The organism is Solibacillus merdavium (genome assembly GCF_014836935.1).
GTDB classification, from domain to species: Bacteria; Bacillota; Bacilli; order Bacillales_A; family Planococcaceae; genus Solibacillus; species Solibacillus ferritrahens.
Genome location: NZ_JACSPW010000021.1, coordinates 23,328 through 50,138 on the forward strand (window position 1 = coordinate 23,328; position 26,811 = coordinate 50,138).

Here is a 26,811-nt window from a genome sequence, read left to right on the forward strand (position 1 = left end):
AAATAAAAAAAGTCTGCTCAAAAATGCGAGCAGACTTTTTCATTTTAATAATTACTTAATAACGATATTTACTAATTTACCTGGAATAACAATTACTTTAACAACTGTTTTACCTTCGATGAATTCTTGTACTTTGCTATCGGCTAATGCCACTTTTTCCAAGTCTTCTTTTGAAATATCTTTTGCAACCGTTACTTTCGCACGTACTTTACCTAATACTTGAACAACAACTTCGATTTCGTCATCTACTAGTTTAGCTTCGTCATATGTTGGCCATGTAGCATACGTAATTGTGTCTTCATGTCCTAAAATTGTCCAAAGCTCTTCCGCGATATGTGGTGCGATTGGTGATAATAGTTTGACGAACCCTTTTGCATATTCAACAGGAATCACTTCCGCTTTGTAGCAATCATTAATGAATACCATCATTTGTGAAATAGCAGTGTTGAAGCGAATTCCTTCATAATCATCCGTTACTTTTTTCACAGTTTGGTGATACACCTTTTCCAAAGTCGTGTCATTAGAATCCTGAATTTTCGCTGCAAGTTTTCCTTCTTCTGTTACGAATAGACGCCAAATACGATCTAAGAAACGACGTGCTCCGTCAAGACCGTTTGTGCTCCATGCTACAGATGCTTCTAATGGACCCATGAACATTTCGTATAAACGTAATGTATCTGCACCATGTGACTCGATAATATCGTCCGGGTTTACAACATTCCCTTTTGATTTCGACATCTTTTCGTTGCCTTCGCCTAAAATCATCCCTTGGTTGAATAATTTTTGGAATGGCTCCTTCGTATGCACAACACCTAAATCGTAAAGGACTTTATGCCAGAAGCGCGCGTACAGTAAGTGAAGTACAGCATGCTCTGCACCACCGATATAAATATCAACCGGTAACCAGCGCTTTAGTAATTCAGGGTCTGCAAGTGCCTGATCGTTTTTCGGATCAATATAGCGTAGGAAGTACCATGAAGAACCGGCCCATTGAGGCATTGTATTCGTTTCACGACGACCTTTTTTACCTGTTACAGGGTCAACTACATTTACCCATTCTTCAATATTTGCGAGTGGTGATTCACCTGTACCTGAAGGACGGATATTTGTCGTTTTCGGTAATTCTAATGGCAACTCTTCTACAGGAATTGTTGTCATTGTGCCATCTTCCCAATGAATTACTGGGATTGGCTCTCCCCAATAACGTTGGCGGCTAAATAACCAGTCACGTAGACGGTAAGTAATTTTCTTTTCCCCTACTCCATTTTCCACTAACCAATCAATCGCTGCCTTAATGCCATCTTCTTTATTTAAGCCATCTAGGAATTCAGAGTTAATATGTGCACCATCCCCGACGAATGCCTCATTTTCGATATCTCCACCTTCAAGCACTTGGACGATTTCTAAATTAAACTCTTTTGCGAATTCGTAGTCACGCTCATCATGTGCTGGAACAGCCATAATTGCACCTGTACCATATGTTGATAATACATAATCTGCAATCCAGATTGGCACTTCTTTGCCGTTGATTGGATTTACTGCATATGCACCAGTGAATACACCTGTTTTTTCTTTTGCTAAATCTGTACGCTCAAGGTCCGATTTTAATGATACTTTTTCTAAGTACGCTTCTACCGCTGCACGTTGCTCTGGAGTAGTAATTTCAGCTACTAGTTTATGCTCTGGTGCCAATACACAATAAGTAGCACCGAATAAAGTATCAGGGCGTGTAGTAAATACTTCGAATCCTTTGTCTGTATCAGCGACTGTGAATTTTACTTGAGCCCCTTCTGAACGGCCGATCCAGTTGCGCTGCATTTCTTTAATCGATTCAGGCCAATCAACATCAACTAAATCATCGACTAAACGGTCTGCGTATTTCGTAATACGTAGCACCCATTGTCGCATCGGACGACGTACTACTGGGTGACCACCACGTTCAGAAAGCCCATCGATTACTTCCTCATTTGCAAGAACTGTACCTAATGCTTCACACCAGTTCACGGCAACTTCATCAACATATGCTAAATCCATTTCCACTAATTTTGTGAAAATCCATTGTGTCCATTTGTAGTAAGACGGGTCTGTTGTATTAATTTCACGATCCCAGTCATAAGAGAAGCCCAGCTCATTAATTTGACGTTTAAATGTTGCAATGTTTTTTGCCGTAAATTCAGCAGGGTCATTCCCCGTGTCTAATGCATATTGCTCTGCCGGTAAACCAAATGCGTCCCAACCCATTGGATGAAGAACATTATAGCCTTGCATACGTTTAAAGCGAGATAAAATATCTGTCGCTGTATAGCCTTCCGGGTGTCCAACATGTAGTCCGGCACCTGAAGGATACGGGAACATATCCAATGCATAGAATTTTGGTTTATCCATTTCATTTTCCGTTTTGAATGTTTTATTTACATCCCAAAACGCTTGCCATTTTTTTTCAATCTGTTGATGATTAAAACTCACAATAATTCCTCCTTTAAAATCATTCTTGCTGTGGTTTATGTATTTTAGGCGTCTTATCCATGATTTAACAGAATATTTAAAAAATAAAAAAATCCCGTCCCATCTTATGATAAGAAGGGACGAGAGGTAATTTTTACTCCCGCGGTACCACCCAAATTAGTGACACAGCACTCAGCTTCATTTCTTAACGCGAATACACGGCCTTAGCTACTAAAATTTCACTAAAGCAAACTCCGAGGCGAGTTCAATTTTACACTTACCAGCTTCCACCACCCGCTAGCTCTCTATAAAGTGAGACCATCTACTATTCCTCATCACAGTCAAAATATTATTTCATTCATTTTAACTAATTCCAAACAAAAGTACAAGTGGCTGTTTTATGATTGTACTTTTCTTAATACACGATCATATAGCAGACACGGAATAATGGCTAAAACTATAAGAATCGATAAAATCATCATTAACATTTGCATACCATATAAGTCGACCATTAAACCACCAAATACAGGCCCAATCATTCGCCCAATTGTCGTTGCACTGTTTACTAGCCCTTGATAAAATCCTTCTTGCCCTTGTGGTGCCAACTTGTTGGCAATCATCGGAATAATCGGTGTAAAGAATACTTCTCCGAACGTTAAAATAACCATAGCGGCTGCAAACATTTTAAAATCCTGTGCAAAATAAACGACACCAAATGAGATCGACATAAGTATTAAACCTAGTGTTAATTGATGTTTTATTTTATTTTCCCATCGTGTGACAAGTGGTTTAATAATGGGTTGGATTGCAACTATCATAAAGCCGTTGATTGTCCATAATAAGCTATATTGGGACAAGCTCATCCCCAATCCTTGCGTATAAGAAGAAATCGTTGCACTCCACTGTGAGTAGCTTAACCAACATACTACTAGAGATATACTTAAAACTCCAATAGCAATAATAGGTGCGTTATTTCTTTGTTTGCCCTCATCACTCGATAATGACTTAGTTATGATTCTATTATCATCAAAACGCTTATACGTAGTTATGACAAGCACGAAAAATAACGCATAGAAAAATAGATTCGCACTAAACACATAATCAAACTTTATATCTGCGACTAGTCCTGCTAATGCTGGCCCAATGGCAACCCCAACATTATTTGCCAAGAAAATCGCATTAAAAGCCCTGCGTCCCCCTTCAGGCCAAGCACTTCCTGCAATGGCGTAAATCGCCGGATACACAATTCCTCCACTAAAGCCCAACATAGCCAAAAAAATAATATACTGTGGCCAATCATGCCATATAGTAAGAAGCGAGATCGAAAATAAATTAAGTACTACCCCTATCAAAATTGCTTTATAGCCACCTAATCTATCGAATAAATATCCACCTACTAGATTACCAAAAACACCTGCCAATGAATTGAGCATCAGGACAATGCCCGCTGTAGTCAATGATTTCCCTAAATGATCATGAATATATATGCTATTTAAAGGCCATAAAAATGAATTTCCGACCGTATTTACGAATGTGCCAATAATTAAAAACCAGACTTGTTTAGGCACTGAATTTCCTCCTTCAACTTTTGCTCAAATTCCTAGTTTATTCTTTCATTTAAATTTGTACAAGAAAAAAATTTTCTAGTAGGACACGATGATCTGTACATGATAGAATAATACGTTAGAGGAGTGAACAACGAATGACTGAAACAAACTTTCCTTTCCCGTCCGACGGGAAACGTTATTATACATGGAATCGCTATTTGCGAAATGAATTTGGAAAGAAAGTATATAAAGTCGCATTAGATGCTGGCTTTGATTGCCCAAACCGTGATGGTACGGTCGCTTTTGGCGGTTGTACGTTTTGTTCTGCAGCAGGTTCTGGTGACTTTGCTGGTAGTAAAGTGGATCCAATCCCCGTACAGTTCGAAAAAATCAAAGCGAAAATGGAGAACAAATGGAAAGATGGCTTAACGATGGCCTACTTCCAAGCGTACACAAATACTCATGCACCTCTTGAAGTATTAAAAGAGAAATTCGAAGCAGCACTCGCTTGTGAAGGAGTAATGGGGCTTTCTATCGCAACACGTCCCGATTGCCTACCTGATGATGTCGTAGAATATTTAGCTGAATTAAATGAGCGCACTTATTTATGGGTAGAATTGGGATTACAGACAGTCCATGAAAAAACTGCCAACTTAATTAACCGCGCACATGATTATGCGACTTATGTGGAAGGCGTAAATAAATTACGCAAGCATGGCATTCGTGTCGTTACACATATTATTAACGGATTACCTTTAGAGGATTACGATATGATGATGGAAACAGCTCGTGAAGTGGCAAAACTTGATGTACAGGGCATTAAAATTCATCTTCTACATCTTTTAAAAGGAACGCCGCTCGTGAAGCAATACGAAAAAGGCATGCTGGAGTTTATGGAAAAAGATGCATATGTTCAGCTTGTAGCAGATCAGCTTGAAATTCTTCCACCTGAAATGATTGTCCACCGCATAACTGGTGATGGTCCAATTGATTTAATGATTGGTCCGATGTGGTCTGTAAACAAATGGGAAGTACTTAATGGCATAGATGCAGAGTTGGAAAGACGTGGCTCTTATCAAGGAAAGTACTATAAGGCGGAAATTGCAAAATGATATTAGAACGTGTTATTCAATATGCTCAAACTTTATTGAAAAAATCAGTTTCAGAAGGTGAAATTGCGGTCGACGCTACAGCAGGCAATGGACATGATACACTTTTTTTAGCAAATCTTGTAGGTGATAATGGCTATGTGTATGCGTTTGATGTGCAAAAGGAAGCGGTTGATGCCACACTACACCGTCTACTAGACAATGCACTTGAGCACCGGGCAATTGTATTAAAGGACGGGCATGAAAATGTAGCCAAATATATAAATAAACCTGTTGCTGCAGCTATCTTTAATCTAGGCTACTTGCCTGGCAGCAATCATGAGATTATTACTCGACCTGATACTACAATCCAAGCAATCGAAAGCCTTTTAACATTATTGAAAGTTGGCGGAGTTATTGTATTAGTTGTATATTATGGACATGAGGGCGGCAAAGATGAGCGTAATGAAGTAATTGAATTTGTCAGTAATTTATCCCAAAAGCATGTTCATGTTTTACGCTATGAATTTATGAATCAAAAAAATGACCCACCATTTATTATTGCATTAGAAAAAGTAAAAGAATTTCCGAAAGAGGGCTAAGTTTTCTTAGCTCTTTTTTATCTAGTAAAGAGGTGAATTATATGCGTTTATGGCACACCGAGCTCATCCCATTTATCCCAAAAAGCCAGTTGCTTGCCCAATGGCGGGAATTGAATAGTATATTTGCTAAGGAAGACCGCCATATACTTATTAATTATGTATATGACTATCCAAAAGAAGATCTATATATTTACACACAAATTGTACTTAAAGAAATGCTGGTCCGTAATATTACAATTCGTACGATTGATAAAATGGAGCGCTATTTTACAGATATAACAATTCCCCCGAATTACACACCCTTTAAAGATCATCATAACGACGAGTATTTAACTATTTGTTATTATAATTTATATGAAAAATATATTCGAGGACAAAAAGATTTTTCAAAAGAACAATTTGATGCATTACAATTATATTTTTACTCGCAAAAAAGAGATTCCAAATAACTGGTCCATTCAAAAAGTTCTTCGCATATTAAAAGGAGCAACCTATTATAGGCTGCTCCTTTTATTCTATTTATCTTGCTTCTTATATGTCTCCCAGAAATCCGCGTTTTTAATTCCGAGTTTTATTGGATCAAATACTGGGTCTTTACCTTCTTTTTTCTGCTGCTCATAGTCTTTTAAAGCTATAAGAGCCGGTTTCATGATGAATAATAGCATGATGACGTTAATCCAAACCGTTAACCCTAGCCCTACGTCACCGAATGCCCAAGCTAAATCCGATGTTTTAACAGTGCCGTAAAATGCTGAAGCCAATAATACGAATTTCATTAAGAAAATTCCTATCCTTCTGGCATTCCCATTTAGCATATACGAAACATTTGTTTCCGCAATGTAATAGTATGCCATTAATGTAGTGAAAGCAAAGAAGAACAATGAAATCGCTACAAATCCAGATCCGAAGTTATTTAAAGATGGGAACGCGTCATTTACTGCTGCTTGAGTAAAGCCTGAATAAGTAATTGTCTCATCCATTTTTGCTTCGATTAATGGACCGTCTTGGCTACCGTCATGTACGTTGTATGTACCCATGAATAAAATCATTAATGCTGTTGCAGAACATACTAATAGTGTATCAATATAAACTGATGCTGCTTGAACAAGACCTTGTTTTACTGGATGTGATACTTCTGCTGCGGCAGCAGGATGTGCCCCTGTACCTTGACCAGCTTCGTTTGAGTAAATCGCTCGTTTTACACCCCAGAAAATTGCACTCCCGATCATCCCGCCGAATACAGCATCTGTCGCAAAGGCACTACGGAAAATTAAAGCAAATACATCAGGCACAGCTGTAATATTCATAATAATAATAATACCCGCTACCAATAAATAAGCTAATGCCATAAATGGAACTAAAATTTGCGCAGCATTTGCAATACGCTTAACACCGCCGAAAATAATAACCGCCAACAAAAGAATTGTAACTAAACCAGTGATCCAAGGTTCAATTCCAAATGCATTATCTACCGCGCCGGCAATCGCATTTGCCTGAACACCCGGCATTAAAAATGCAACAGATGCAATCATCGCAATGGCAAAAATAATACCTAAGGCACGAATACCTGTTGTCTTTTCAATATAGAATGCAGGTCCACCACGATATTGACCATCTTTCTTTTCTTTGTAGATTTGCGCTAAAGTCGATTCCATATAGGCTGTTGATGCTCCAATAAATGCAGTAACCCACATCCAGAATACCGCACCAGGACCACCGAACGCGATGGCTGTAGCTGTACCAACGATATTACCTGTACCGACACGACCAGACAAAGCAATGGATAATGCCTGGAACGAAGATACACCTGCCTCTGATTTTTCTCCTTTAAACATTAACTTGAACATGTCCCCAATTAACCGGACTTGAGCAAATTTTGTCAGGATTGAAAAGAACAAACCTACGACTAAAATACCGTAAATCATTACAGGACCCCATAATATATTATTGGCCCATCCTACAAAATCATTAATAAAATCCATATTTTACCCCCTTGTTGAACTATTGTATTAATTAGAAATTTAGTATATTACAAATATTCTAAAATTTCGATATATTTTTTTGCTAAAATTAAAAAAAAACCTAACAAAATTCGACTTTTGTTAGATTTTTTATTATTCTACAATATATCCAAGGTCTCTTAAGACATTATTAATAAAATCAATTGTGTACCGGAAAACTTCTTCACGTTCCACTTCAAAAAACAAGCTATGCAGGCATCCATTCCATTGTTTATAGTGAAATTCTGAAAGTTTTTGTTCCATCATCCATTTTTTAGAAGTACTAATGTCCGTTATTTTATCATTTTCCCCAGTCATTAGTAACAGTGGAATATCAGGGAATTTATTTTCAGGATCACGGATTATTCGTGTCATTTGTTGCCATTCCCGATACCATTTAACAGTCACCATACTATTTAATGGTAACTGCTCCTTTAACTCCATCAATACATCTGTATTACGGGTGAAATATTGTATGCTCAATTCATGTTTTAATTTCACATTCGATGTTATAGCACTAAAGCTTGATAATGCATTGGATAGTTTCCCAGGCGCTAATTTAAAATGAAGCCACGGTGATGTGAGGACAACACCTGCGCATTCTATTTTATTTTTCTGCAACACGTACGCTGCAATAGATGCGCCTAATCCATTACCTACAATAAAAAGAGGCAAATTATATTCTAGAGCAACCTTTAGTAACACTTTTGTATAATTATAGTATTCTTCAAAATTTTCGTCATGATATCTTGCATACTTTCCTTGCTCACCATGCCCAGGCAAATCCCCCATTACTACATGGAAGCGAGCACTCCGAAATTTTTCGATTAACCATGCGTACCACCGATGCTGTTCATATGCACTATGTAGAATAACGACTACGGCTTTTGGTTGATGCTCTGTTTCCCATTTCCACATGGTCAATCCTCCTTACATAAAACAGTCTGCTATAATTTATTATATAAAGTTAAAAGATGATAATTGAAAATTAATAGTGATTTGATACGATTACAATAGCTATAATACATTCTATAAAAGAAAAGAGGAATTGAACATGATATACCCTTATAAAGATAAATCACCAAATATTCACCCAACTGCCTTTATTGCTGATTATGCAACAATTACTGGCGATGTGACAATAGGGGAAAATACTTCCATATGGTTTAATACAGTGATACGTGGTGATGTGAATAAAACAATTATTGGAGATCGAGTTAGTATTCAGGATTTAAGTTGTCTTCACCAAAGCCCTGCCTATCCGCTCATTATTGAAGATGAAGTAACAGTAGGTCATCAAGTAACATTACATAGCTGTACAATAAGAGAACGCGCTTTAATCGGTATGGGTTCCATCATTTTGGATGGTGCAGAAATAGGTGAAGGAGCATTTATTGGTGCAGGCAGTCTCGTACCACCTGGAAAAGTGATTCCTCCCAATTCTCTTGCTATGGGGCGCCCAGCAAAAGTTGTACGTGAAGTAAATGCAGAGGACCGGGCAGATATGGATCGCATAATTAATGAATACGTAGCGAAGGGACAATACTATAAATCACTACAGAAATGACATTTCGCTATCTTTCAACTCACCTACCATATAAATGAAGGAAGTATATTATTTTCCATAATAATAGAAAAGGAGCCGTCCATTTGACTGAACGCTCCTTTCCTCTTTAAAGTCCGGCTTTTTCTTTAAGTTCAGCCGCTTTATCTGTATTTTCCCATGGTACATCAATGTCTGTACGTCCGAAATGTCCGTATGCTGCTGTTTGTTTATAGATTGGTCGACGTAAATCCAGCATTTTAATAATTCCTGCCGGGCGTAAATCAAATAGCTCACGTACCCATTCTACGATTTTGGCAGATTCTACTTTACCAGTGCCGAATGTATCTACTGCAATTGATACTGGCTGCGCAACACCGATTGCATAAGCCAGTTGAACTTCTGCACGATCCGCTAATCCTGCCGCAACGATATTTTTTGCAACATAACGCGCTGCATATGCTGCAGAGCGGTCTACTTTCGTTGCATCTTTACCAGAGAATGCACCACCGCCGTGACGTGCGTAACCACCATACGTATCTACGATGATTTTACGACCTGTAAGACCAGCATCACCTTTTGGACCACCGATTACGAAACGACCTGTTGGATTAATGAAATATTTAGTTGCTTCATCTAATAATTCAGTAGGAACAACTGGTTTAATTACATGTTCTTTAATATCTTTTTGGATTTGTTCTAATGTTGCTTCTTCATCATGCTGTGTGGAAATAACGATTGTATCAACACGGACCGGTATATTATTTTCATCATATTCGATAGTAACTTGTGTTTTACCATCTGGACGTAAATACGTTAATTCTCCTGTTTTACGTACTTCCGTTAAACGACGCGCCAATTTATGTGCTAAAGAAATAGGCATAGGCATAAGTTCAGGCGTTTCATTGCAAGCGTAACCAAACATTAAACCTTGGTCTCCAGCACCGATTGATTCTAACTCATCATCCGTCATTGAACCTTCACGTGCTTCTAACGCTTGGTCTACACCTTGTGCAATATCCGGTGATTGTTCACCAACTGCAACTAGTACAGCTAAGTTCTCTGCATCAAAACCATATTTCCCGCGTGTATAGCCAATCTCTGCTACAGTATCACGGATAATCCCTTTCATATCTACATAAGTAGTAGTTGTAATTTCACCAGATACTAATACTAAGCCTGTTGTTACCGTAGTTTCACAAGCTACACGTGCATTTGGATCTGCTGCTAAAATGGCGTCTAAAATGGCATCCGAAATTTGATCGCAAATTTTATCTGGATGTCCTTCCGTTACACTTTCTGATGTAAACAGTCGACGATTTTTCATGTCATTTCCTCCTAATTCACTTTGGCAATTGTTTTATATTTTAAAACGAAAACGATACGGTACTCATTACCCATGCCCGCTTATATTTTCGATAAAGTAAATCCTACTTTTCAGAGTAGAAAATGGTTTTACCAATCAAGTCTCTAGAGCAGTATATTTTACTGCAAGGCGAGACACGATAAACGTCAAGCTTAATTGCTTTGACACGAGGTTTTGAAAGGTCATTTCTTATTTATATACAATTCATATTAAACAAAAAAATCCTTTCACTCATTAGCCGCGTTCATCACGCGTGAGGAAAGGATATATATGCTTCGTTACCTTTCACTCTTATCGTTCAAGGGTAATTTTGCCCTTGCATCAGGTTGGCACCAACACGCATATAATATGCACAGGTTGCCGGGTTTCATAGGGACCTGCCCCTCCACCAGCTCGGGATAAGAGTATCCGTTCAATTACACATCCTACCTAAAAAAATAAAGGCTGTCAATAAATTTTGTCCGATTTTAAACAGTTAAAAATTCCACAAAAAATAATTCATAATTAGTATAGATTATATCCTTCAATGTGTTATACTATTTTTGAATTAATAAACAACTCCCCTACTATAAGGGAATACTATAAAAAAGGATGGTATTTAATAGATGAATTCGGTAGAAATTGCTAACGAGCTGAAAGAACTTTTAAACGGGGAAAACATCAAAACTCAATTATCTGTTCCACAATTAGTTGAAAAAGCTACATCACGTGGAGAAGCAATGTTAACTGTTGAAGGCGCTTTACGTGCTGAAACAGGTAAATATACTGGTCGCTCACCTAAAGATAAATATATCGTTGAAGAAGAGAACTCTAAAGATAAAATAGATTGGGGTAAAGTTAACCGTCCTATCTCTTCAGAAGTATTTGATAAGCTTTATGTCAAAGTTGTAAACTACCTAAAAGAACGCGATGAATTATTTGTATTCAACGGTTTTGCGGGTGCTGACAAAGACTCTCAATTATCGATTAAAGTAATTAACGAATATGCTTGGCATAACCTATTTTGTCATCAATTATTCATCCGTCCTACAGCAGAAGAATTAGCTGCACATGTCTCTGACTTTACAATTGTTTCTGCTCCAAACTTTAAAGCAGATCCAGAAGTAGATGGAACTGGTTCGGAAACATTTATTATAACATCTCTTGAAAAGAAAATCATCTTAATCGGTGGTACTGAATACGCTGGCGAAATGAAAAAATCAATTTTCGGGATTATGAACTACTTATTACCAGAACAAGGTATTTTCCCAATGCACTGCTCTGCTAACGTTGGCGAAAAAGGCGACGTTTCATTATTCTTCGGTCTATCAGGTACTGGTAAAACAACTTTATCGGCTGATTGCGACCGCAAATTAATTGGGGATGATGAACACGGTTGGTCTGATAATGGTGTTTTCAACATTGAGGGTGGATGTTACGCAAAAACAATTAACCTCTCCGCTGAAAATGAACCAGAAATTTACAATGCAATTCGCTTCGGTTCTGTATTGGAAAATGTAGCGGTTGATTCAGAATCACGTATTTGTGATTATGATGATGGTTCTTTAACAGAAAATACTCGTGTTGCATACCCAATCGATTACATTGATAACATCGTATTACCATCAGTAGCAGGTCATCCAAACACAATTGTCTTCTTAACAGCTGATGCGTTTGGCGTATTGCCTCCTATTTCAAAATTAACGAAAGAGCAAGCGATGTACCACTTCTTAAGTGGCTTCACTTCAAAATTAGCAGGTACAGAACGTGGTGTTACTGAGCCAGAACCAGTATTCTCTACATGCTTCGGTTCACCATTCCTTCCACTTCCTGCAACAGTCTATGCAGATCAGTTAGGTAAGAAAATTGACGAGCATGGTTCACAAGTGTTCTTAGTAAACACAGGTTGGACAGGAGGAGAATACGGTGTTGGTAACCGTATGAAACTTGCCTATACTCGTACAATGGTACGCGCTGCCATTAACGGTGAATTAGACAATATTGAAACAACACAAGATGGAGTATTCGGTTTAAATATTCCAGTAGCTATTGAAGGAGTACCTTCTAGCGTATTAAATCCTCGTGCTGCATGGGCTGATACTGCTGCATACGACAAAAAGGCTACTGAACTTGCAGAGCTATTTAAAAACAACTTCACGAAATTTGCCGATGTTGATGAAGCTATCGTGAAAAAAGGCGGTCCATTAGTATAAATTACTAATGATTAGCTCGACATATTGTTTGACGATGTAGTCTGCACTAATACTACGACGTCAAACTTAAAAATATATCATAGTAAAAGGGATGTAGTGTATTTTCACACTGCATCCCTTTTTTGAATTACTGTTGTTTCATCCATTCACAGATTTTTTTCACTGTTTCTCTATTCAGCTTCGGTGGGTAATGATGTTTCAGCCTAGATGAATACCATGTCTCAACTTGTTTCCCTTCGCCTTTCATATATCGCTCCAATTGATAGGCATGTTCAATTTTGACATGTTGATCTTCAGCTCCATGTATAATCAATAGTGGTGATTGAACGTTTTCAATTTTGTATAATGGCGTACGGCTTTCATAGTTTTCTGGTACTTTATTTGGAGTCCCCCCCACTATTCTTTTTAATCCACGACGCATATCGATACGATCCCAATATGTTGCTGTTGCATCAGAGACGCCAGCCCATGTTACGACAGATTTTACATCATTACGTAATATTGCTGTCCATAGAGCCATTAAGCCTCCGCGAGAAAAACCAAACAAATTCACCTTTTCAACACGAATAAATTGTTTCAATACATCAAGACCGAAAACTGCATCATGGCGGTCATCACCCGCAAATTCGTCTTTTCCTTCCCCTCCACGATTTCCACGGTAATAGGGGGCAAATACGACGAATCCGTGCATCGCAAACTGGGCGATACGAGCAGGCCTAACCATCCCAATTGATTGTAAACCTCCACGTAAATATAAAAGGGCTTCATACTGTCCATGTGCTTTAGGACGTGCGAGCAATCCCTTCACACGCAACCCTTGTGACCAATATGTTACTTCATCCAAACGGACATGCGGATTTGGGGAAGGATATTGATGCATTGATAAAATTTCACCATTGGCGTTCATAATTTTTCACTTCCTGCAGCATCTTTTTCATACCTTCATCTCGCATATAGAAGCTTAAATTTGGCTGTTGGCAAAGCTCCTCTTCCGTTAACCACAAAATACCTTCTGTTTCATAGTCTCCTACAAAGGGCTCGATTTCCTTTACTTTAGCTGTAAAAACCGCCTTGCAAAACGGAATATTATCGTGAACAATATAGTAAGCGAACCATTCAACATCCTCGATTATTACATTGGCTTCCTCATATACTTCTCGGATAGCTGCTTGCACTAGTGTTTCATCGTGCTCCTGCTTTCCTCCAGGAAACTCAACACCACGCCGGTGATGAATTGTGCACAACCATTTCCCTTCGTATTGTACAAGAGCCAGGACGTGCTTGGGCGCTACTTCAAAAGGTCCTTCATCAAATCTTAAATCTACCGGTAATCCATTCTCATCAATAAATCTAAACATTTCCGCTCAACTCCTATTACTAGTTTAGCGAACAGAAGTCTTTCATTCAATAATTGAAAATACTTAATGATTAAAATACGGCAATTGCTCTACAAACTTTTTCGCTTCTTCATCTCCAAATTCATGTATGAGTGCATAGACTTTTTTCAGACGATGGTCTATATCATGATTCAATCTATCTAAATGATAAGGAATGAAGGGCATATGCGCCCGAAAGGCATTCGATGCTTCAAGTTCTTGCATTTGACTGAATAGCTTTGTAAATACTCGTGCTTTAAGAGGATCCATTTTTAATACAAATTCATAGGACGATCCGGGCTGCAGATTACATGTTAAATTTGCGACGGACACATATACATTATTTTTTTCCAATTTATTCACCTCATACTTAAGGTGAGCTACAAAAAAATGATTTATACATAAAAACGACCCCAAAATTGGAGTCGTTTCATCAAAACTAGTTACCTAAATATGCATTTAACATCCAAGTATGCTTCTCTAAGCTTTGATATTGTGCGTTCAGCATATCTTCTGTACGGTCATCGCCTTCTTCAGATGCTGATTCCATTGCTTTTTCCAGTGCATTCATAATCGTGTTGAAATCCTCAATTAATATTGAGACCATTTCTTGAGTCTCTTCTTTACCAGTCGCTTCTTTAATTAAAGAAATGTCTAAATGCTCCTTCAATGTTGCGACAGGCTTGCCTCCCTTAGTTAAAATACGTTCGGCAATTTCATCTAGATTAAGCGTTACTTCGTTATACAACTCTTCAAATTTCGTGTGTAATGTAAAGAAAGATGGTCCATTTACATACCAGTGGTAGTTATGTAACTTAGTGTACATCACCGACCATGTTGCTACTAAATCGTTTAAATGTGTGTTTAATTGTTTCTTAGCCATAAACTTTCACCTCATAATTTATATTTAAAATTTCAAAAGAAATTTTAATCCTGGATTATAGTGAAAAGATAAAGATTTTTCACTTATATTTATATTATAACCGTTCGTCCACTTGTTAAAACCTTATAAATTCGACGATTATACAAATTTAGCCGCGCTTTTTCATGTACAATAGTAAGGAATGAACCGGTTAGGGTGCTAATTTACTGTGCCGGTTAAATTAGTTGAGGTGAAAAAATGAGCTTACCAATCGTATTAATTATCATCATTACCATTATGGGTATTTTTGCATTCTCCATAATTTTACTTGCTAGAAAAAACAACGTATCATTAAATCAAACGATTGATGCAAAACCAACCAATACCTATAAAAATGGAGAGCAAAAATAGCTATGAAAAGAATATTTATTGGGCTAATACGGGTTTATCAAAAATATATTTCTCCTATGAAGCCCCCATCGTGCCGATTCCATCCGACTTGTTCGAGCTATGGTATTGAAGCAGTTCAAAAACATGGTGCTTTTAAAGGACTAATCATGACCATAATTCGTATTTTAAAATGTCAGCCACTTCATCCTGGAGGTTTTGATCCGGTACCTGAAAAATGGCCTTCGAAAAGAAAATAACTTTCGGAGGCTTTTTATATTGTTTTTTTTCTTTTAATATTGTATGATTGAAAATGTTCAAAAACACAAATCGTAATTGTTACTATTTAAGGAGATTTACTATAATGAAAAAATGGCTTTCTATTATTTCAATGCTTACATTTATTCTGTTATTAACTGCTTGCAGTAAAGACAATGAAGCACCTGCCGAAACAGACAATACTCAATCGAATAATGATACTCTATCCATCTATACGACAGTTTATCCATTGCAATACTTCACAGAGCGTATTGGAGGCGAATTTGTAGATGTGGCTTCTATTTATCCTGCAGGTGCAAACGAGCACTCATTTGAACCAACGCAAAAGGATATGATGGCATTAGCTGATTCTGATTTATTTTTCTTTATCGGTCTTGGGCTGGAAGGCTTTGTTGAAAAAGCTAAAAAGACATTGGAAAATGAAGATGTGAAATTAGTTGCAACTGCGGATGGTGTAACAGAAGAGCAATTGCATATTTCGACTGGTCATACACATGCGGAAGCTACTACAGAACACGATGATCACGGTCATAATCATGACCATGATGAAGAAGATGAAAGTGATAAAGATCCTGCTCATAACGATCATGATGCACATGTTTGGCTATCCCCTATTATTTCGCAACAATTAGCCTTAACGATTAAAGAAGAGTTAACTAAGGCTTTACCTGAACATGAAGCAACTTTCAATGAAAACTACGAGCAATTAGTAGCGGATTTAGATACACTGCATTCTGAATTTGAAGAAATGGCTAGTGCTACTACTAAAAAAACGTTCTTCGTCTCACATGCAGCGTTTGGCTATATTGCCGGACATTACGGATTTAATCAAGTACCGGTAGCAGGCCTCAATTCGCAAAGTGAACCTTCACAAAAAGAATTGACTTCAATTGTGGACTTAGCTAATAAAGAAGGCATTGAATACATTTTCTTTGAGCAAAATGTTTCATCGAATTTAACTGAAGTTATTCAAAAAGAAGTAAATGCAAAAACATTAACTTTGCATAATTTGAGCGTGCTTACAAAAGAAGATGTTCAAAATAACGAAGATTACTTCTCATTAATGCGAAAGAATATTGAAGTATTAAAACAAGCATTATCAAAATAATATAAATGGGGCGGGACGTAACCCCAAAATGCCATTATTCTCCTTGAGAAAAATGGCGTTTTTTTCTGGCATAAAAAATTGATTTCCATTCCGGGACGCTTTCCGCGGGCACGGCCTGAGCCTGTAGTCTCAGGCGTCGTGCTGTTCCCGCAGGAGTCGCCCTCCATTCCAATCAATTTTTAAAGTATCCGTTTTTTAATAATGGTCTTTTCCTTATCCAATAAAAATTCTAATTCTATCCCAGCCCCATGAAATACCTCATAAATCATCCAGTAAGAGAAGCAAATTTCTTCTTAATAACTTATTTGACCCACTTCGAGGCAAGTAGTTAACAAAATGAACTTGTTTAGGGACTTTATAATTTGCTAAATTCAACTCGCAAAATTCTATTATTTTCTGTTCGGATATTTTTTCTTTTAAAACGACAAATGCTACAGGTACCTGCCCCCACCTATCATGTTCCATCCCGCAAACTCCGGCTTCCTTTATGTTAGGGTGCGCGAGTAGTACATTTTCAATTTCGGCAGGATATATATTTTCGCCACCTGAGATAATTAAATCGCTTCGACGGTCAACTACATACAAATAGCCTTCTTCATCCAAATAGCCAACATCCCCTGTATGAAGCCAGCCATCAATTGTTGTTGGTTTATGTTTGAACTGACCAATATATTTTGGCGTGACATGTGGTCCGCGTATTAGTATTTCTCCAATTGGCTCTCCATCTTTAGCATCAATTCTTATGTCATTAAAAAACAATGGTTTACCTGCAGAACCGATATGTGTCATTGCATCTTCATTTGCTAATGTAGCAGTTTGGGATGCGGTTTCAGTCATACCGTATGTTTGCGCAACACGCAAATTTAATTTTTCTGCTCGTTCTAAATAACCGATTGGCACCGGACCACCACCTGCTAACATAGTAGAGAATTCAGGATGGGCTTTTTGACCAATGCGTTCCATTTCAGACAATATATTTTCCAACATAACCGCAACGACTGACATTTTCGTCACTGTACCTTTGATGATTTCCTGTGCACATTTTTTGGCATCAAATTTTTCATATAAACGTATTTTCATCCCGTACAGTAATGATCGGACTACAATTGAAAAACCACTTATATGAAAAATTGGAACAGTACAAAGCCATGTATCCTTCTCCGAAATCCCTAAATTTAATGCAGAACTAATTGCGCTTGAACTATGGTTTGAAACAGTTTGACAAACTCCTTTCGGAAAGCCTGTTGTTCCGGATGTATACATTATTGTTAGAGCAAAATCCTCATCCCATTGTGTTGCAATGTCATATTCGGATTCATGTGTTTCATATAGCTGAGAAAATGGCACAATTCGGGCATCATCAGGAAGTTTGGCAAGCTCCTCATCAGCCACTAGGATTGTGTCTACTTCTGCATCCTCAATTTGATACGTAAGCTCCTTCTTTGCTAACCTGCTATTTAGTAAAACGACTTCACAATGTGCCTGCATACATGCATATAGCAGTTCAACTAAAGCCGGTGTAGACGGAGCTAAAACTGCAACCCGTTTACCATTTGTTAATTGGAGAGTATTTAATTTATAAGCTAAGCGAACTGATTGTAGGTAGAGCTCATTAAAGGTCCACTCTTGGTCATTAAAGCTTAGTGCAACGCGATTCGGTGTTAAATAGGCACGTTGCTTAATCCAGTTTGGCTGCATGCCCTTTCCTCCTATCATAAAGAAAGGGATGTCCAAAGTTTATTAGGACATCCCTTTCGAATTATTATACGAACAAATCAAGGGAAACGAGGGAATTGACCGAAGTCAGGTTTACGTTTCTCTTTAAATGCATCGCGGCCTTCTTTTGCTTCATCAGTTGTGTAGTAAAGAAGTGTAGCATCACCAGCAAGTTGTTGGATACCAGCTAAACCGTCTGTATCTGCATTCATGGCAGCTTTTAAGAAACGTAATGCTGTTGGAGACATTTCAAGCATCTCTTCACACCATTTTACAGTTTCATCTTCCAATTGCTCATATGGTACTACAGTGTTTACTAAGCCCATATCAAGTGCTTCTTGCGCATCGTATTGACGGCATAAATACCAAATTTCACGAGCCTTTTTATGACCTACAATACGTGCCAAGTAGCCTGATCCATAACCCGCATCAAATGACCCTACTTTAGGACCAGTTTGTCCGAAGCGTGCATTTTCAGCAGCAATTGTTAAATCACATACTACGTGTAATACGTGACCGCCACCAATTGCATAACCAGCAACCATTGCTACGACTGGTTTAGGAATTTTACGAATTAACGTTTGTAAATCCAAAACATTTAAGCGAGGAATATTATCATCACCTACATAACCACCGTGGCCGCGTACTTTTTGGTCACCGCCTGAGCAGAATGCATGCTCGCCTTCACCTGTTAAAATAATTACGCCAACTTTTTCGTTATCGCGCGCACGTGTAAACGCGTCAATTAGTTCCGCTGTAGTTTTTGGACGGAATGCATTACGAACTTCCGGACGGTTAATCGTAATTTTTGCGATACCGTTATAGAATTCATACTTAATATCTTCATAAGTATGTAAAGATGTCCATAGACGTTGCTTTGTCATATATATTGCCTCCTAATTTGAGTTATGAAATCGTTTCCTTTACTATTGTAGCAAACTTTGTTGGATTTTCCACATGAATTGCGTGACCAACTGCTGGAATTATGATGTGATTAGCTTTTACTATTTGTTTTTGCATTTCGTTGTTTAATTGCACAAATTTTTCATCTAGAGCACCGGTTATAAGAGTAACAGGCATCGGTAACGTAGTAAGAGGCTTTCCCCAAAGTTCAGGCATTACTCCTGTCCCCATGCCGCGTAAACTATTTGCAAGTCCAATTTCACGCTGTTGTACTCGCTCTTTTCTTATCTCCTGCTGCACACTAGCAGGCAAAAGCTTTTGTGAGGCAAAAAGAGGAATGTCTTCCCACTTATTCACGAAAGATTCTATCCCATTTACGACAATTTTCTCAGCAAGGGCATCGTCTGCCATTTTTCGTATTGTTCGCTGCTGCTCTTCCACTAAGCCAGGGGAAGCGCTTTCCAGCATTAAATGGGTTATTTGGGATGGATAGCGAACTGCATAGCTTAAAGCTACACGTCCTCCCATTGAATATCCTAATAACACGAATTCCCCAAGATTTAAGACACGAAATAATTCGTTCAGTAGTTCGATCTGAAATGTCATTGAATATTGCTTTTCAGTTAATGGAGCAGCAGTCTGTCCATGGCCGATTAAATCTACCGCAATACAGCGAATGTTTGTTGGTAGCTGCGCAATCACTCTATGCCATGTTTTCGTACTCCCGGTAAAACCATGCAATAGAACGATTGTTTGTTTAGCATCCTCATTCCATTGTTCCACATACACATCTAAACCTTTTACAGCGAATCGAGCCATTGTTCAATCACCTCGTTTATACGTGTCCACAATAGACGATGCTGCTTTACATTTTCTTCGCGATCGGTAAACACCTCAATTAGTTTTAAAGAGGCTTGTTTATTTGTTGCCAATGTATTTATAAGTTCAGCTTTTGTTTTTACTTTTTCGTATTCCATATTGTACATGCTAGCAACTTGCTCGAACGTTAACTCGGTCGGTGTCCCGAATAAATCCTCATAGTGTGCCTCTACTTTTGACTGAGGTAAATATGAGAAAATTCCACCTCCGTCATTATTCATTACGATCACTGTTAAATCACATTGCTGATAACGGCTTGCAATGAAAGCATTAGTATCATGCAAAAATGCTAAATCTCCAATCAGTAAATATGTTTTACGCATTTTACGTCCATTACTAAAGCCAAGTGCAGTAGATGTCACTCCATCAATTCCATTGGCCCCTCGGTTTGCGAAAATTTGAACTGATCGATTAGTTGAAAGTAAAAAAGTATCTATATCACGAATCGGCATACTGCTGCTTACGAATATGTCAGCTTCTTCCTCAATATTTGCCAGCAGTGATTGAACCATTGCCCCTTCATCGTCAGCATAATCACTATATTTTTCTATGACATCCGATGCGAGTAAATCGGCCATTTTCCAAAACTGAAAATATTCTATTTCAGCTACAGAATGCTGTAGCTCAATTTCACCTAGCCACTCCCCTGGAAGCGCATGAATAAAGTGCGTGGACATATGTGTAGAGTCTCTATACATTGGGTCCTCGTCGATAATAATATAGTTTTGCGGATTTACCTGTACGATAAATTGCATTAAAAATTTCGATACCGGCTGTGCACCGAATCGAATAACCGTTTGTGGACGAACATTTTGTTTGAAACGCTCATTTTTCATCAAGGCATCATATGTAGCAATTGCATATATTTGGCAATCTTCAGGTACTTCTGTGCGTAGATTTGATAAGCTTTCAATCATTACTGGCCACTTTACTTCACGGATAAAGTTCCATAAATGTTCGGTATCCGTTCCTAATGGCAATTCCCCTATAATAATCATTCCATTAGTTGTTCGTTCCAAAATATGTGTTAACTCCGTAATCGCTTGCTTTGAAGGTGTAAGCTCATTTGTATAACTTTTTACATAGCTCGACTTCGGCAGCACATCTTTAAAATCAATCATTAACGGTTCACGGAATGGAATATTCAAATGTACCGGTCCATATGGTGCAGTTGTTGCAATATTTAACGCACGTACAGTATGACGCTCAATAAATGGCAACGTTTGCGGCGCGTTGTCTGGAATCGGGAATTCAGCTGACCACTTTACGTTTTCGCCGTAAAGTCGTACTTGATTAATCGTTTGTGGTGCGCCCACTTCTCTTAATTCATGCGGACGATCAGCTGTTAAAACGATTAAAGGCACCCTTGCATATTTTGCTTCGACAATTGCCGGGTAGTAGTTTGCTGCTGCCGTACCTGATGTACATAATAATACAACGGGTTTCGCCGTAGCTTTTGCTAAACCAAGCGCATAAAAAGCAGCTGCCCGCTCATCTACCTGTCGATGCATCTCCAGCTCCTTTGTTGAAGCAAAGGCATAGGCAAGCGGAGTGGAGCGTGAGCCAGGACTTATCACGACTTGCTCTACTCCGGAAGCTACTAAAGCAGATACAATTTGATAAACATAATTCGATAGTATTTCACGCTCATTCATGTAATTGACCTCCAAGTGCTCGCAGCATCGGACGGAATTTCACGAGCGTCTCTTCATATTCGGATTGTGCTTCTGAATCCGCTACAATCCCACCACCTGCATATAAGTATGCTTTATCCTGTACTAAAGCAGCCGAACGAATCGCAACCGCGAACTCCCCGTTTCCATCTGCATCAAGCCAACCAATAGGCGCTGCATAAAGTCCTCGATTCATTGGCTCATACGCACGAATTATCTTCATCGCTTGTTCACGTGGCACACCGCCTAATGCTGGAGTTGGATGTAAATGTTTCACCAGCTGTAAAATCGTTGCTTGTTCATTTAGAATACCTTCAACAGGCGTATATAAATGCTGAATATCTCTGATTTTCAGAAGCTTCGGTCCATGTGGTACTTTTACCTCGGAACAATTCTTTTCAAATGTCTCAGTAATCATTTCTACGACATAATGATGTTCACCAAGATTTTTCATATCATTTAATAAGTTTTGTCCCAGTGCTTCATCGGCTTCAGCAGTTGAACCGCGCTTTATCGAGCCAGCGACACACGAAGAATAGGCTCGTCCATTTTCGACTTTTACTAAGCGTTCTGGTGATGCACCATAAAATAATAGATCCCCATGCTCTAAGCCAAATAGATAGCTTTCTGGTTGCTCATGTACAACATGCGATAAAATTTGAGGTGATGTAATCGCTTCCTTAAATTGCAATGCTAAAGAACGCGCAATAACTACCTTTTGCGCTTCGTTATCTTTTATTAAACTTGTCACTTTGTGAATGGAATTTAAATACTCTTCCTTGAACGGCTCCATATAGCTCGTCATCGTCGGCTTTGCATATGTTTTAACTTCTTTTACTTGTGCTGCATGAATAAGCTCATCACGCTCTTTACGCAATGCCTCAAATGTATTGGCGCTATTTGTCTCATCTGTAATGTAGTTAATTGTTACATATGCTTTATCATTTCGAATGACTAACTGATGGGTTGCTACAGTAAAATAGCTTTGTGGGAAGTTTGTCCATTCTGCTGATACTTCATTTTGTGGGTCAAATGTAAAACCACCAAAAAGAATAGGCTGTAAGTGCCGATCTTCCTGAACAATTTGACTAGTTAGCTTTTTCCAATGTTGTTCAACCAAATCAAAACGAGCGTCGGATGCATTATTTTCTATTGTATATGCATGACCTAAACCGACTAATGTGAAGGTTTTTTCACGATTTTGCCAGTAATTTCTTTTTCCTTTATATTTCTTTTCTCCCGCTGCAAAAAATGCTAACGCGGATAAACGACTTACTTCGATTGTTTCTATATAAAAAATTTGTTTTGAATTTAAGCCTACTTCAATTTCAGTGGCGTTGTACCACTTGTGTTGCATGAAAATTCCCTCCGTCATGTTGCAAATTCACTAAATATGATGCAATTACCACACTTTTTAATACGTGCAAAAATTTTTATAATTTGCTCAATTTATTTGCGTTCGTTCTCTAAATAATACCTCTCCTATCATACCATTTTTCAAGCAATCGTTACATGTATTCATGCTTCACTCTGTTCTTTTTGTTGTAATTGCTTTACAATAGTTTAGATAATTGTATTTGGTAAGGAGCGTTTTTTTTATGACAAAAGTCGTTGAAGCGGACAAAGGGTTTAAAGTTTGGTGGCATTTAACACGTCCCCATACATTAACGGCTTCATTTGTACCAGTATTACTAGGTACTTCAATAGCACTTGCAATAGACCATGAAACAATTCATTTTGGATTGTTTTTTGCAATGCTTATAGCTAGTATGCTCATTCAGGCAGCTACAAATATGTTCAATGAATATTATGATTATAAGCTTGGACTGGATAATGAAAATTCAGTCGGCATTGGAGGCACAATTGTCCGTCATGGTGTAGCACCAAAGACGATTATGATGATTGCGCTAGGCTTTTATGGAATAGCGATGCTTTTAGGGGTATACATATGCGCGATGACTTCTTGGTGGTTAGTAGCTGTTGGTCTTGTTTGCATGCTTATTGGCTATTTGTATACAGGTGGTCCATATCCGATTGCCTATTCACCTTTTGGGGAGTTAGTTTCTGGAGCAGTTATGGGAATGGGCATTATTTTAATTGCTTTCTATATTCAAACAGGGGAAGTAACGTTGGATGCAGTGTTAATTTCAGTTCCTAGTATGATTCTAGTGGGAGCGATTATGCTTTCCAATAACATCCGTGACATCGTAGGAGATACAGAAGGCGGTCGCAAAACGATGGCTATATTAGTCGGTCGTTACAACGCTGTAACAATACTTGCTGCGTTTTTTGTTGTATCTTATATTTGGATAGTTGTTCTTGTTTTTCTTGGTCATTTAACACCATGGGCTTTACTTGTATTATTAAGTGCGAAAAAGCCAATCGATTCCATTAAACTATTCCGTGCTAAAGAAAAGCCTTTAGAAGTAATGCCTGCTATGAAGTTTACTGCACAAACGAACACGATTTTCGGTTTCCTTTTGGCGATTGGTTTACTACTTTCATATTTTCTTTAAAATTAAGAGAGGCATGTTGTCACCAACATGCCTCTTTTATTATTCCACATTTTCTATTTCTGCATGATCAATACATGTTAAAGCTGTAGGAATCGCTTCTAAACGTCCAAATGGAATGTTTTCACCACATACAGCACATTTTCCATATGTACCCTCATCCATCGCAGTCAATGCAGTTTTAATTCTCTCAATTTCTTCTTCCTTCAATTCATTTAACGTAAGTTCTGTTACAACCGTCGTCAAATCCGTAGCTGCATCAGCTGGATGATTATCAACCGCCGATAACTCTGTTTCATCAACAGGCAGTTCATCATTGATAAACTGTTGTAATGTCGCTAGCTCTTCTTCCAATGTCTGACGTAATTGTTGTAATTGATTGTTATTCATATTAAATCCCCCTTTTATCTGTTAATAAAATATTACCTAAATGAGGATTTCTAAAACATCTCGACTTATTTTATCGCTGTATATGCACTAATTGCATTATGCAGAAACTGGGTAGCACCTTCTCCAACTCGTTGATCATAATAGGAAGTAAAGCGTTCATCGTATATATACATTTGTGCTAATCCTTGGTGAGCCTCTTTCGTATATTTTGCCCAAGAAAAGCTTAACCAACGTTTATGAAGCTCTGCAGCCTCCATAGCAATTGCTGAAGTAGTATCTCCCTGTTCCATCGCTTCTTTTAAGCGTTCAAACAACTGCTTCTCTAATTGTTGCATAGCTTCGTATTGTTCTTCTGACATATTTTTCAGTTTGCCGTAGCTTGCATCAACTTGTTCCTCACCATATTTTTCACGAATTTCCTGCCCGTAGTTTTGTTCATTTTCTTCCACTAATTTATTTTTGAAAACTTTAAACTTTTCTTCATTTGTCATTTTAATATCCCCTTCCAACATATTGATTGTTTGATTTATTGTTTCAAGTAATTTATCGAGATAATTTCTCTTTTTTTGTAAAAGCCCGTATTGTTTTTTTAACACTTCTTTCACTTCAAAATTTGGATCGTTTAAAAAATTTTTAATCTCCTCTAGCTTAAAATCTAGCTCCCGATAAAACAGAATTTGCTGTAGTCGATCAATATCAGATTGACTATATTTTCTATAGCCATTTTGCTCGACCGCTGAAGGCTTTAACAAATCAATTTCATCATAGTACCGTAATGTTCGTGCACTTACACCTGACAACTTTGCCAACTCATTTACTAGCATGCCATCACCTCTTATTTAGTACTATAAAGGATGACGTAACGTAAAGGTCAATGGGAATATATTTTAAAATTAAATTTTTCTTTTCAATTATAATTGGTGAAAGGATGACTTTTGAAAATCAAAATATATCAATCGATATTACACTATAAAAAATGGAAGCATTCCTAATCTTTTAGGATGCTTCCATAAAATTTTTTAATCTCGAAATTAATTCACTCAAGTAAATTTTCGGTAATGTAGACATTTGTTTTAAACTAATATTTTTCACTTCAAAACATTTAATATCATTTTCATAGCGAAACCCTGTCACTTCAATTTCCTTCACTGCTTCTTGAGCCAATTGCATAAAATGTTCCCATTTAGCACGATACATTCCATCAACTTCTTCACGTTGAATCGAAAACTGCTCAAACCCTCCTACCAACTCAAAAACAAAAATATTGGCAAATTCATTATCTTTTATTAATTCATTTTCGATACTATATGGAATTACTCCCAATGATTTTAATTGTGAAAACATAGCAGTAATACCTATTTCCTCTTCAAGCTCTCGCACTCCATCTTCAACAGTTTCTGTAGAAAGTAAATGGCCAGCAGCAGTAATATCGTATTGGCATGGGTAATCTTTTTTATATTTACTTCTCAGTTGAAAGTAAATATGCCATTCTGCGTTAATTTTTTCAATAACCCAACAATGGAATACTTCGTGCCAATATCCTCTTTCATGAATTATTTCACGGTGCTCAACACCTATTTCATTGTAATCTTTATCAAATATTTTTAGACGCTCTGTCAAAACGTCACCCCCTTATATACAAAAACGCTAAGTACATGTAAAAGTACTTAGCGTTTTCTCTTCTTCTTATGTATGACCCGTACGGGATTCGAACCCGTGTTACCGCCGTGAAAGGGCGGTGTCTTAACCACTTGACCAACGGGCCGATGGCGGAGACAGAGGGATTTGAACCCTCGCGCCGCTTACGCGACCTACACCCTTAGCAGGGGCGCCTCTTCAGCCTCTTGAGTATGTCCCCAAAATGTAAAAATGGCTCCGAAGGCAGGACTCGAACCTGCGACCTGCCGGTTAACAGCCGGATGCTCTACCAACTGAGCTACTT

26 protein-coding genes, 2 tRNA genes, 1 riboswitch and 1 other annotated feature are annotated in these 26,811 nt (G+C 38.0%); of the genes, 9 read left to right on the forward strand and 19 right to left on the reverse strand.

Translation table 11 applies throughout. From position 1 onward, the window contains the following. Nucleotides 1-51 precede the first annotated feature (51 nt). Nucleotides 52-2,466, reverse strand: a complete 2,415-nt coding sequence (leuS, locus tag H9632_RS16720) for a leucine--tRNA ligase (protein ID WP_191705209.1) — start codon at nucleotides 2,464-2,466, stop codon at nucleotides 52-54. 112 nt (nucleotides 2,467-2,578) lie between these two features. Continuing rightward, nucleotides 2,579-2,793 (reverse strand) — a binding site (T-box leader). Between the two features lie 50 nt (nucleotides 2,794-2,843). Further along, nucleotides 2,844-4,013, reverse strand: coding sequence for an MDR family MFS transporter (locus H9632_RS16725; RefSeq protein ID WP_191705210.1), 1,170 nt, complete (start codon nucleotides 4,011-4,013; stop codon nucleotides 2,844-2,846). Between the two features lie 134 nt (nucleotides 4,014-4,147). Between H9632_RS16725 and H9632_RS16730 the strand changes: the two genes are divergently transcribed. From H9632_RS16730 to H9632_RS16740, 3 genes are read left to right on the forward strand one after another with little or no spacing between them, the layout of a single operon-like run. After that, entirely contained in the window at nucleotides 4,148-5,104 is a 957-nt protein-coding gene (locus H9632_RS16730; RefSeq protein WP_191705211.1) for a TIGR01212 family radical SAM protein, read from the forward strand. Next, the gene (locus tag H9632_RS16735; protein WP_191705212.1) at nucleotides 5,101-5,682 is read left to right on the forward strand and encodes a tRNA (mnm(5)s(2)U34)-methyltransferase; all 582 of its coding nucleotides are present in this window, start codon (nucleotides 5,101-5,103) and stop codon (nucleotides 5,680-5,682) included. Before H9632_RS16730 ends, H9632_RS16735 begins: the two co-directional genes overlap by 4 nt. Nucleotides 5,683-5,723: 41 nt before the next feature. Then, nucleotides 5,724-6,131, forward strand: a complete 408-nt coding sequence (locus tag H9632_RS16740) for a pyrimidine dimer DNA glycosylase/endonuclease V (protein ID WP_191705213.1) — start codon at nucleotides 5,724-5,726, stop codon at nucleotides 6,129-6,131. A 66-nt stretch (nucleotides 6,132-6,197) separates the two neighbouring features. Here the strand turns inward: H9632_RS16740 and H9632_RS16745 are convergent, their stop codons facing one another. After that, entirely contained in the window at nucleotides 6,198-7,664 is a 1,467-nt protein-coding gene (locus H9632_RS16745; protein ID WP_191705214.1) for an alanine/glycine:cation symporter family protein, read from the reverse strand. A gap of 132 nt (nucleotides 7,665-7,796) precedes the next feature. Continuing rightward, nucleotides 7,797-8,600: an alpha/beta hydrolase gene (locus H9632_RS16750; RefSeq protein ID WP_191705215.1), complete on the reverse strand. Its 804-nt coding sequence runs from the start codon at nucleotides 8,598-8,600 to the stop codon at nucleotides 7,797-7,799. Between the two features lie 136 nt (nucleotides 8,601-8,736). Here H9632_RS16750 and H9632_RS16755 point away from each other — a divergent pair, with 136 nt between their 5' ends. Then, the gene (locus H9632_RS16755; RefSeq protein WP_191705216.1) at nucleotides 8,737-9,249 is read left to right on the forward strand and encodes a gamma carbonic anhydrase; all 513 of its coding nucleotides are present in this window, start codon (nucleotides 8,737-8,739) and stop codon (nucleotides 9,247-9,249) included. 106 nt (nucleotides 9,250-9,355) lie between these two features. Here H9632_RS16755 and metK read toward each other — a convergent pair whose 3' ends face one another. Next, nucleotides 9,356-10,552 (reverse strand): methionine adenosyltransferase, encoded by a 1,197-nt coding sequence (gene metK, locus H9632_RS16760; RefSeq protein ID WP_191705217.1) that lies wholly within the window; start codon nucleotides 10,550-10,552, stop codon nucleotides 9,356-9,358. 327 nt (nucleotides 10,553-10,879) lie between these two features. Beyond that, nucleotides 10,880-10,996, reverse strand: a riboswitch (SAM riboswitch). A 200-nt stretch (nucleotides 10,997-11,196) separates the two neighbouring features. On the opposite strand from metK, the gene pckA reads away from it, so the two are divergent. Continuing rightward, complete coding sequence (pckA, locus tag H9632_RS16765) at nucleotides 11,197-12,783, forward strand: phosphoenolpyruvate carboxykinase (ATP) (RefSeq protein ID WP_191705218.1); 1,587 nt, start codon at nucleotides 11,197-11,199, stop codon at nucleotides 12,781-12,783. 127 nt (nucleotides 12,784-12,910) lie between these two features. On the opposite strand, the gene H9632_RS16770 is transcribed toward pckA, so the two are convergent. From H9632_RS16770 to H9632_RS16785, 4 genes are all read right to left on the reverse strand, one after another. Beyond that, nucleotides 12,911-13,690 (reverse strand): alpha/beta hydrolase family protein, encoded by a 780-nt coding sequence (locus H9632_RS16770; protein ID WP_191705219.1) that lies wholly within the window; start codon nucleotides 13,688-13,690, stop codon nucleotides 12,911-12,913. Further along, a complete protein-coding gene (locus tag H9632_RS16775; protein WP_191705220.1) occupies nucleotides 13,674-14,141 on the reverse strand; it encodes an NUDIX hydrolase in 468 nt (155 codons plus the stop codon). Before H9632_RS16775 ends, H9632_RS16770 begins: the two co-directional genes overlap by 17 nt. A 63-nt stretch (nucleotides 14,142-14,204) precedes the next feature. Beyond that, nucleotides 14,205-14,513, reverse strand: a complete 309-nt coding sequence (locus H9632_RS16780) for a transposase (protein WP_191705221.1) — start codon at nucleotides 14,511-14,513, stop codon at nucleotides 14,205-14,207. A gap of 85 nt (nucleotides 14,514-14,598) precedes the next feature. Then, nucleotides 14,599-15,042: a Dps family protein gene (locus H9632_RS16785; protein WP_191705222.1), complete on the reverse strand. Its 444-nt coding sequence runs from the start codon at nucleotides 15,040-15,042 to the stop codon at nucleotides 14,599-14,601. Between the two features lie 237 nt (nucleotides 15,043-15,279). Between H9632_RS16785 and H9632_RS16790 the strand changes: the two genes are divergently transcribed. The 3 genes from H9632_RS16790 (at nucleotide 15,280) to H9632_RS16800 (ending at nucleotide 16,795) form a co-directional block, all read left to right on the forward strand. After that, nucleotides 15,280-15,432, forward strand: coding sequence for a hypothetical protein (locus H9632_RS16790; RefSeq protein WP_191705223.1), 153 nt, complete (start codon nucleotides 15,280-15,282; stop codon nucleotides 15,430-15,432). A gap of 2 nt (nucleotides 15,433-15,434) precedes the next feature. Next, nucleotides 15,435-15,668, forward strand: coding sequence for a membrane protein insertion efficiency factor YidD (yidD, locus tag H9632_RS16795; RefSeq protein WP_191700655.1), 234 nt, complete (start codon nucleotides 15,435-15,437; stop codon nucleotides 15,666-15,668). Nucleotides 15,669-15,772: 104 nt separating this feature from the next. Next, a complete protein-coding gene (locus tag H9632_RS16800) occupies nucleotides 15,773-16,795 on the forward strand; it encodes a metal ABC transporter solute-binding protein, Zn/Mn family (RefSeq protein ID WP_191705224.1) in 1,023 nt (340 codons plus the stop codon). A 258-nt stretch (nucleotides 16,796-17,053) separates the two neighbouring features. Here the strand turns inward: H9632_RS16800 and H9632_RS16805 are convergent, their stop codons facing one another. The 5 genes from H9632_RS16805 to H9632_RS16825 all read right to left on the reverse strand — a co-directional run bounded on the left by H9632_RS16805 (nucleotide 17,054) and on the right by H9632_RS16825 (nucleotide 23,323). Continuing rightward, nucleotides 17,054-18,493: an o-succinylbenzoate--CoA ligase gene (locus H9632_RS16805; protein ID WP_191705225.1), complete on the reverse strand. Its 1,440-nt coding sequence runs from the start codon at nucleotides 18,491-18,493 to the stop codon at nucleotides 17,054-17,056. 77 nt (nucleotides 18,494-18,570) lie between these two features. Further along, nucleotides 18,571-19,395: a 1,4-dihydroxy-2-naphthoyl-CoA synthase gene (gene menB / locus H9632_RS16810; protein ID WP_191705226.1), complete on the reverse strand. Its 825-nt coding sequence runs from the start codon at nucleotides 19,393-19,395 to the stop codon at nucleotides 18,571-18,573. Between the two features lie 22 nt (nucleotides 19,396-19,417). Then, nucleotides 19,418-20,233 carry a 2-succinyl-6-hydroxy-2,4-cyclohexadiene-1-carboxylate synthase gene (gene menH / locus H9632_RS16815; protein ID WP_191705227.1) on the reverse strand — a complete coding sequence of 272 codons (816 nt, stop codon included), beginning with the start codon at nucleotides 20,231-20,233 and terminating at the stop codon, nucleotides 19,418-19,420. Further along, nucleotides 20,215-21,948: a 2-succinyl-5-enolpyruvyl-6-hydroxy-3-cyclohexene-1-carboxylic-acid synthase gene (gene menD / locus H9632_RS16820; RefSeq protein ID WP_191705228.1), complete on the reverse strand. Its 1,734-nt coding sequence runs from the start codon at nucleotides 21,946-21,948 to the stop codon at nucleotides 20,215-20,217. Before menD ends, menH begins: the two co-directional genes overlap by 19 nt. Then, nucleotides 21,941-23,323: an isochorismate synthase gene (locus H9632_RS16825; RefSeq protein ID WP_191705229.1), complete on the reverse strand. Its 1,383-nt coding sequence runs from the start codon at nucleotides 23,321-23,323 to the stop codon at nucleotides 21,941-21,943. The genes menD and H9632_RS16825 overlap by 8 nt, the downstream gene beginning before the upstream one ends. Before the next feature lie 241 nt (nucleotides 23,324-23,564). Between H9632_RS16825 and H9632_RS16830 the strand changes: the two genes are divergently transcribed. After that, the gene (locus H9632_RS16830; RefSeq protein ID WP_191705230.1) at nucleotides 23,565-24,482 is read left to right on the forward strand and encodes a 1,4-dihydroxy-2-naphthoate polyprenyltransferase; all 918 of its coding nucleotides are present in this window, start codon (nucleotides 23,565-23,567) and stop codon (nucleotides 24,480-24,482) included. A 39-nt stretch (nucleotides 24,483-24,521) separates the two neighbouring features. On the opposite strand, the gene H9632_RS16835 is transcribed toward H9632_RS16830, so the two are convergent. From H9632_RS16835 to H9632_RS16855, 5 genes are all read right to left on the reverse strand, one after another. Then, the gene (locus tag H9632_RS16835) at nucleotides 24,522-24,869 is read right to left on the reverse strand and encodes a TraR/DksA family transcriptional regulator (RefSeq protein ID WP_191705231.1); all 348 of its coding nucleotides are present in this window, start codon (nucleotides 24,867-24,869) and stop codon (nucleotides 24,522-24,524) included. 65 nt (nucleotides 24,870-24,934) lie between these two features. After that, entirely contained in the window at nucleotides 24,935-25,693 is a 759-nt protein-coding gene (locus H9632_RS16840; RefSeq protein WP_191705232.1) for a MerR family transcriptional regulator, read from the reverse strand. Nucleotides 25,694-25,865: 172 nt separating this feature from the next. Beyond that, nucleotides 25,866-26,489: an NUDIX hydrolase gene (locus tag H9632_RS16845; protein WP_191705233.1), complete on the reverse strand. Its 624-nt coding sequence runs from the start codon at nucleotides 26,487-26,489 to the stop codon at nucleotides 25,866-25,868. A 73-nt stretch (nucleotides 26,490-26,562) separates the two neighbouring features. Then, a tRNA-Glu gene (locus H9632_RS16850) sits at nucleotides 26,563-26,634 on the reverse strand. A gap of 2 nt (nucleotides 26,635-26,636) precedes the next feature. Continuing rightward, nucleotides 26,637-26,727, reverse strand: a tRNA-Ser gene (locus H9632_RS16855). Nucleotides 26,728-26,811: the final 84 nt, after the last annotated feature.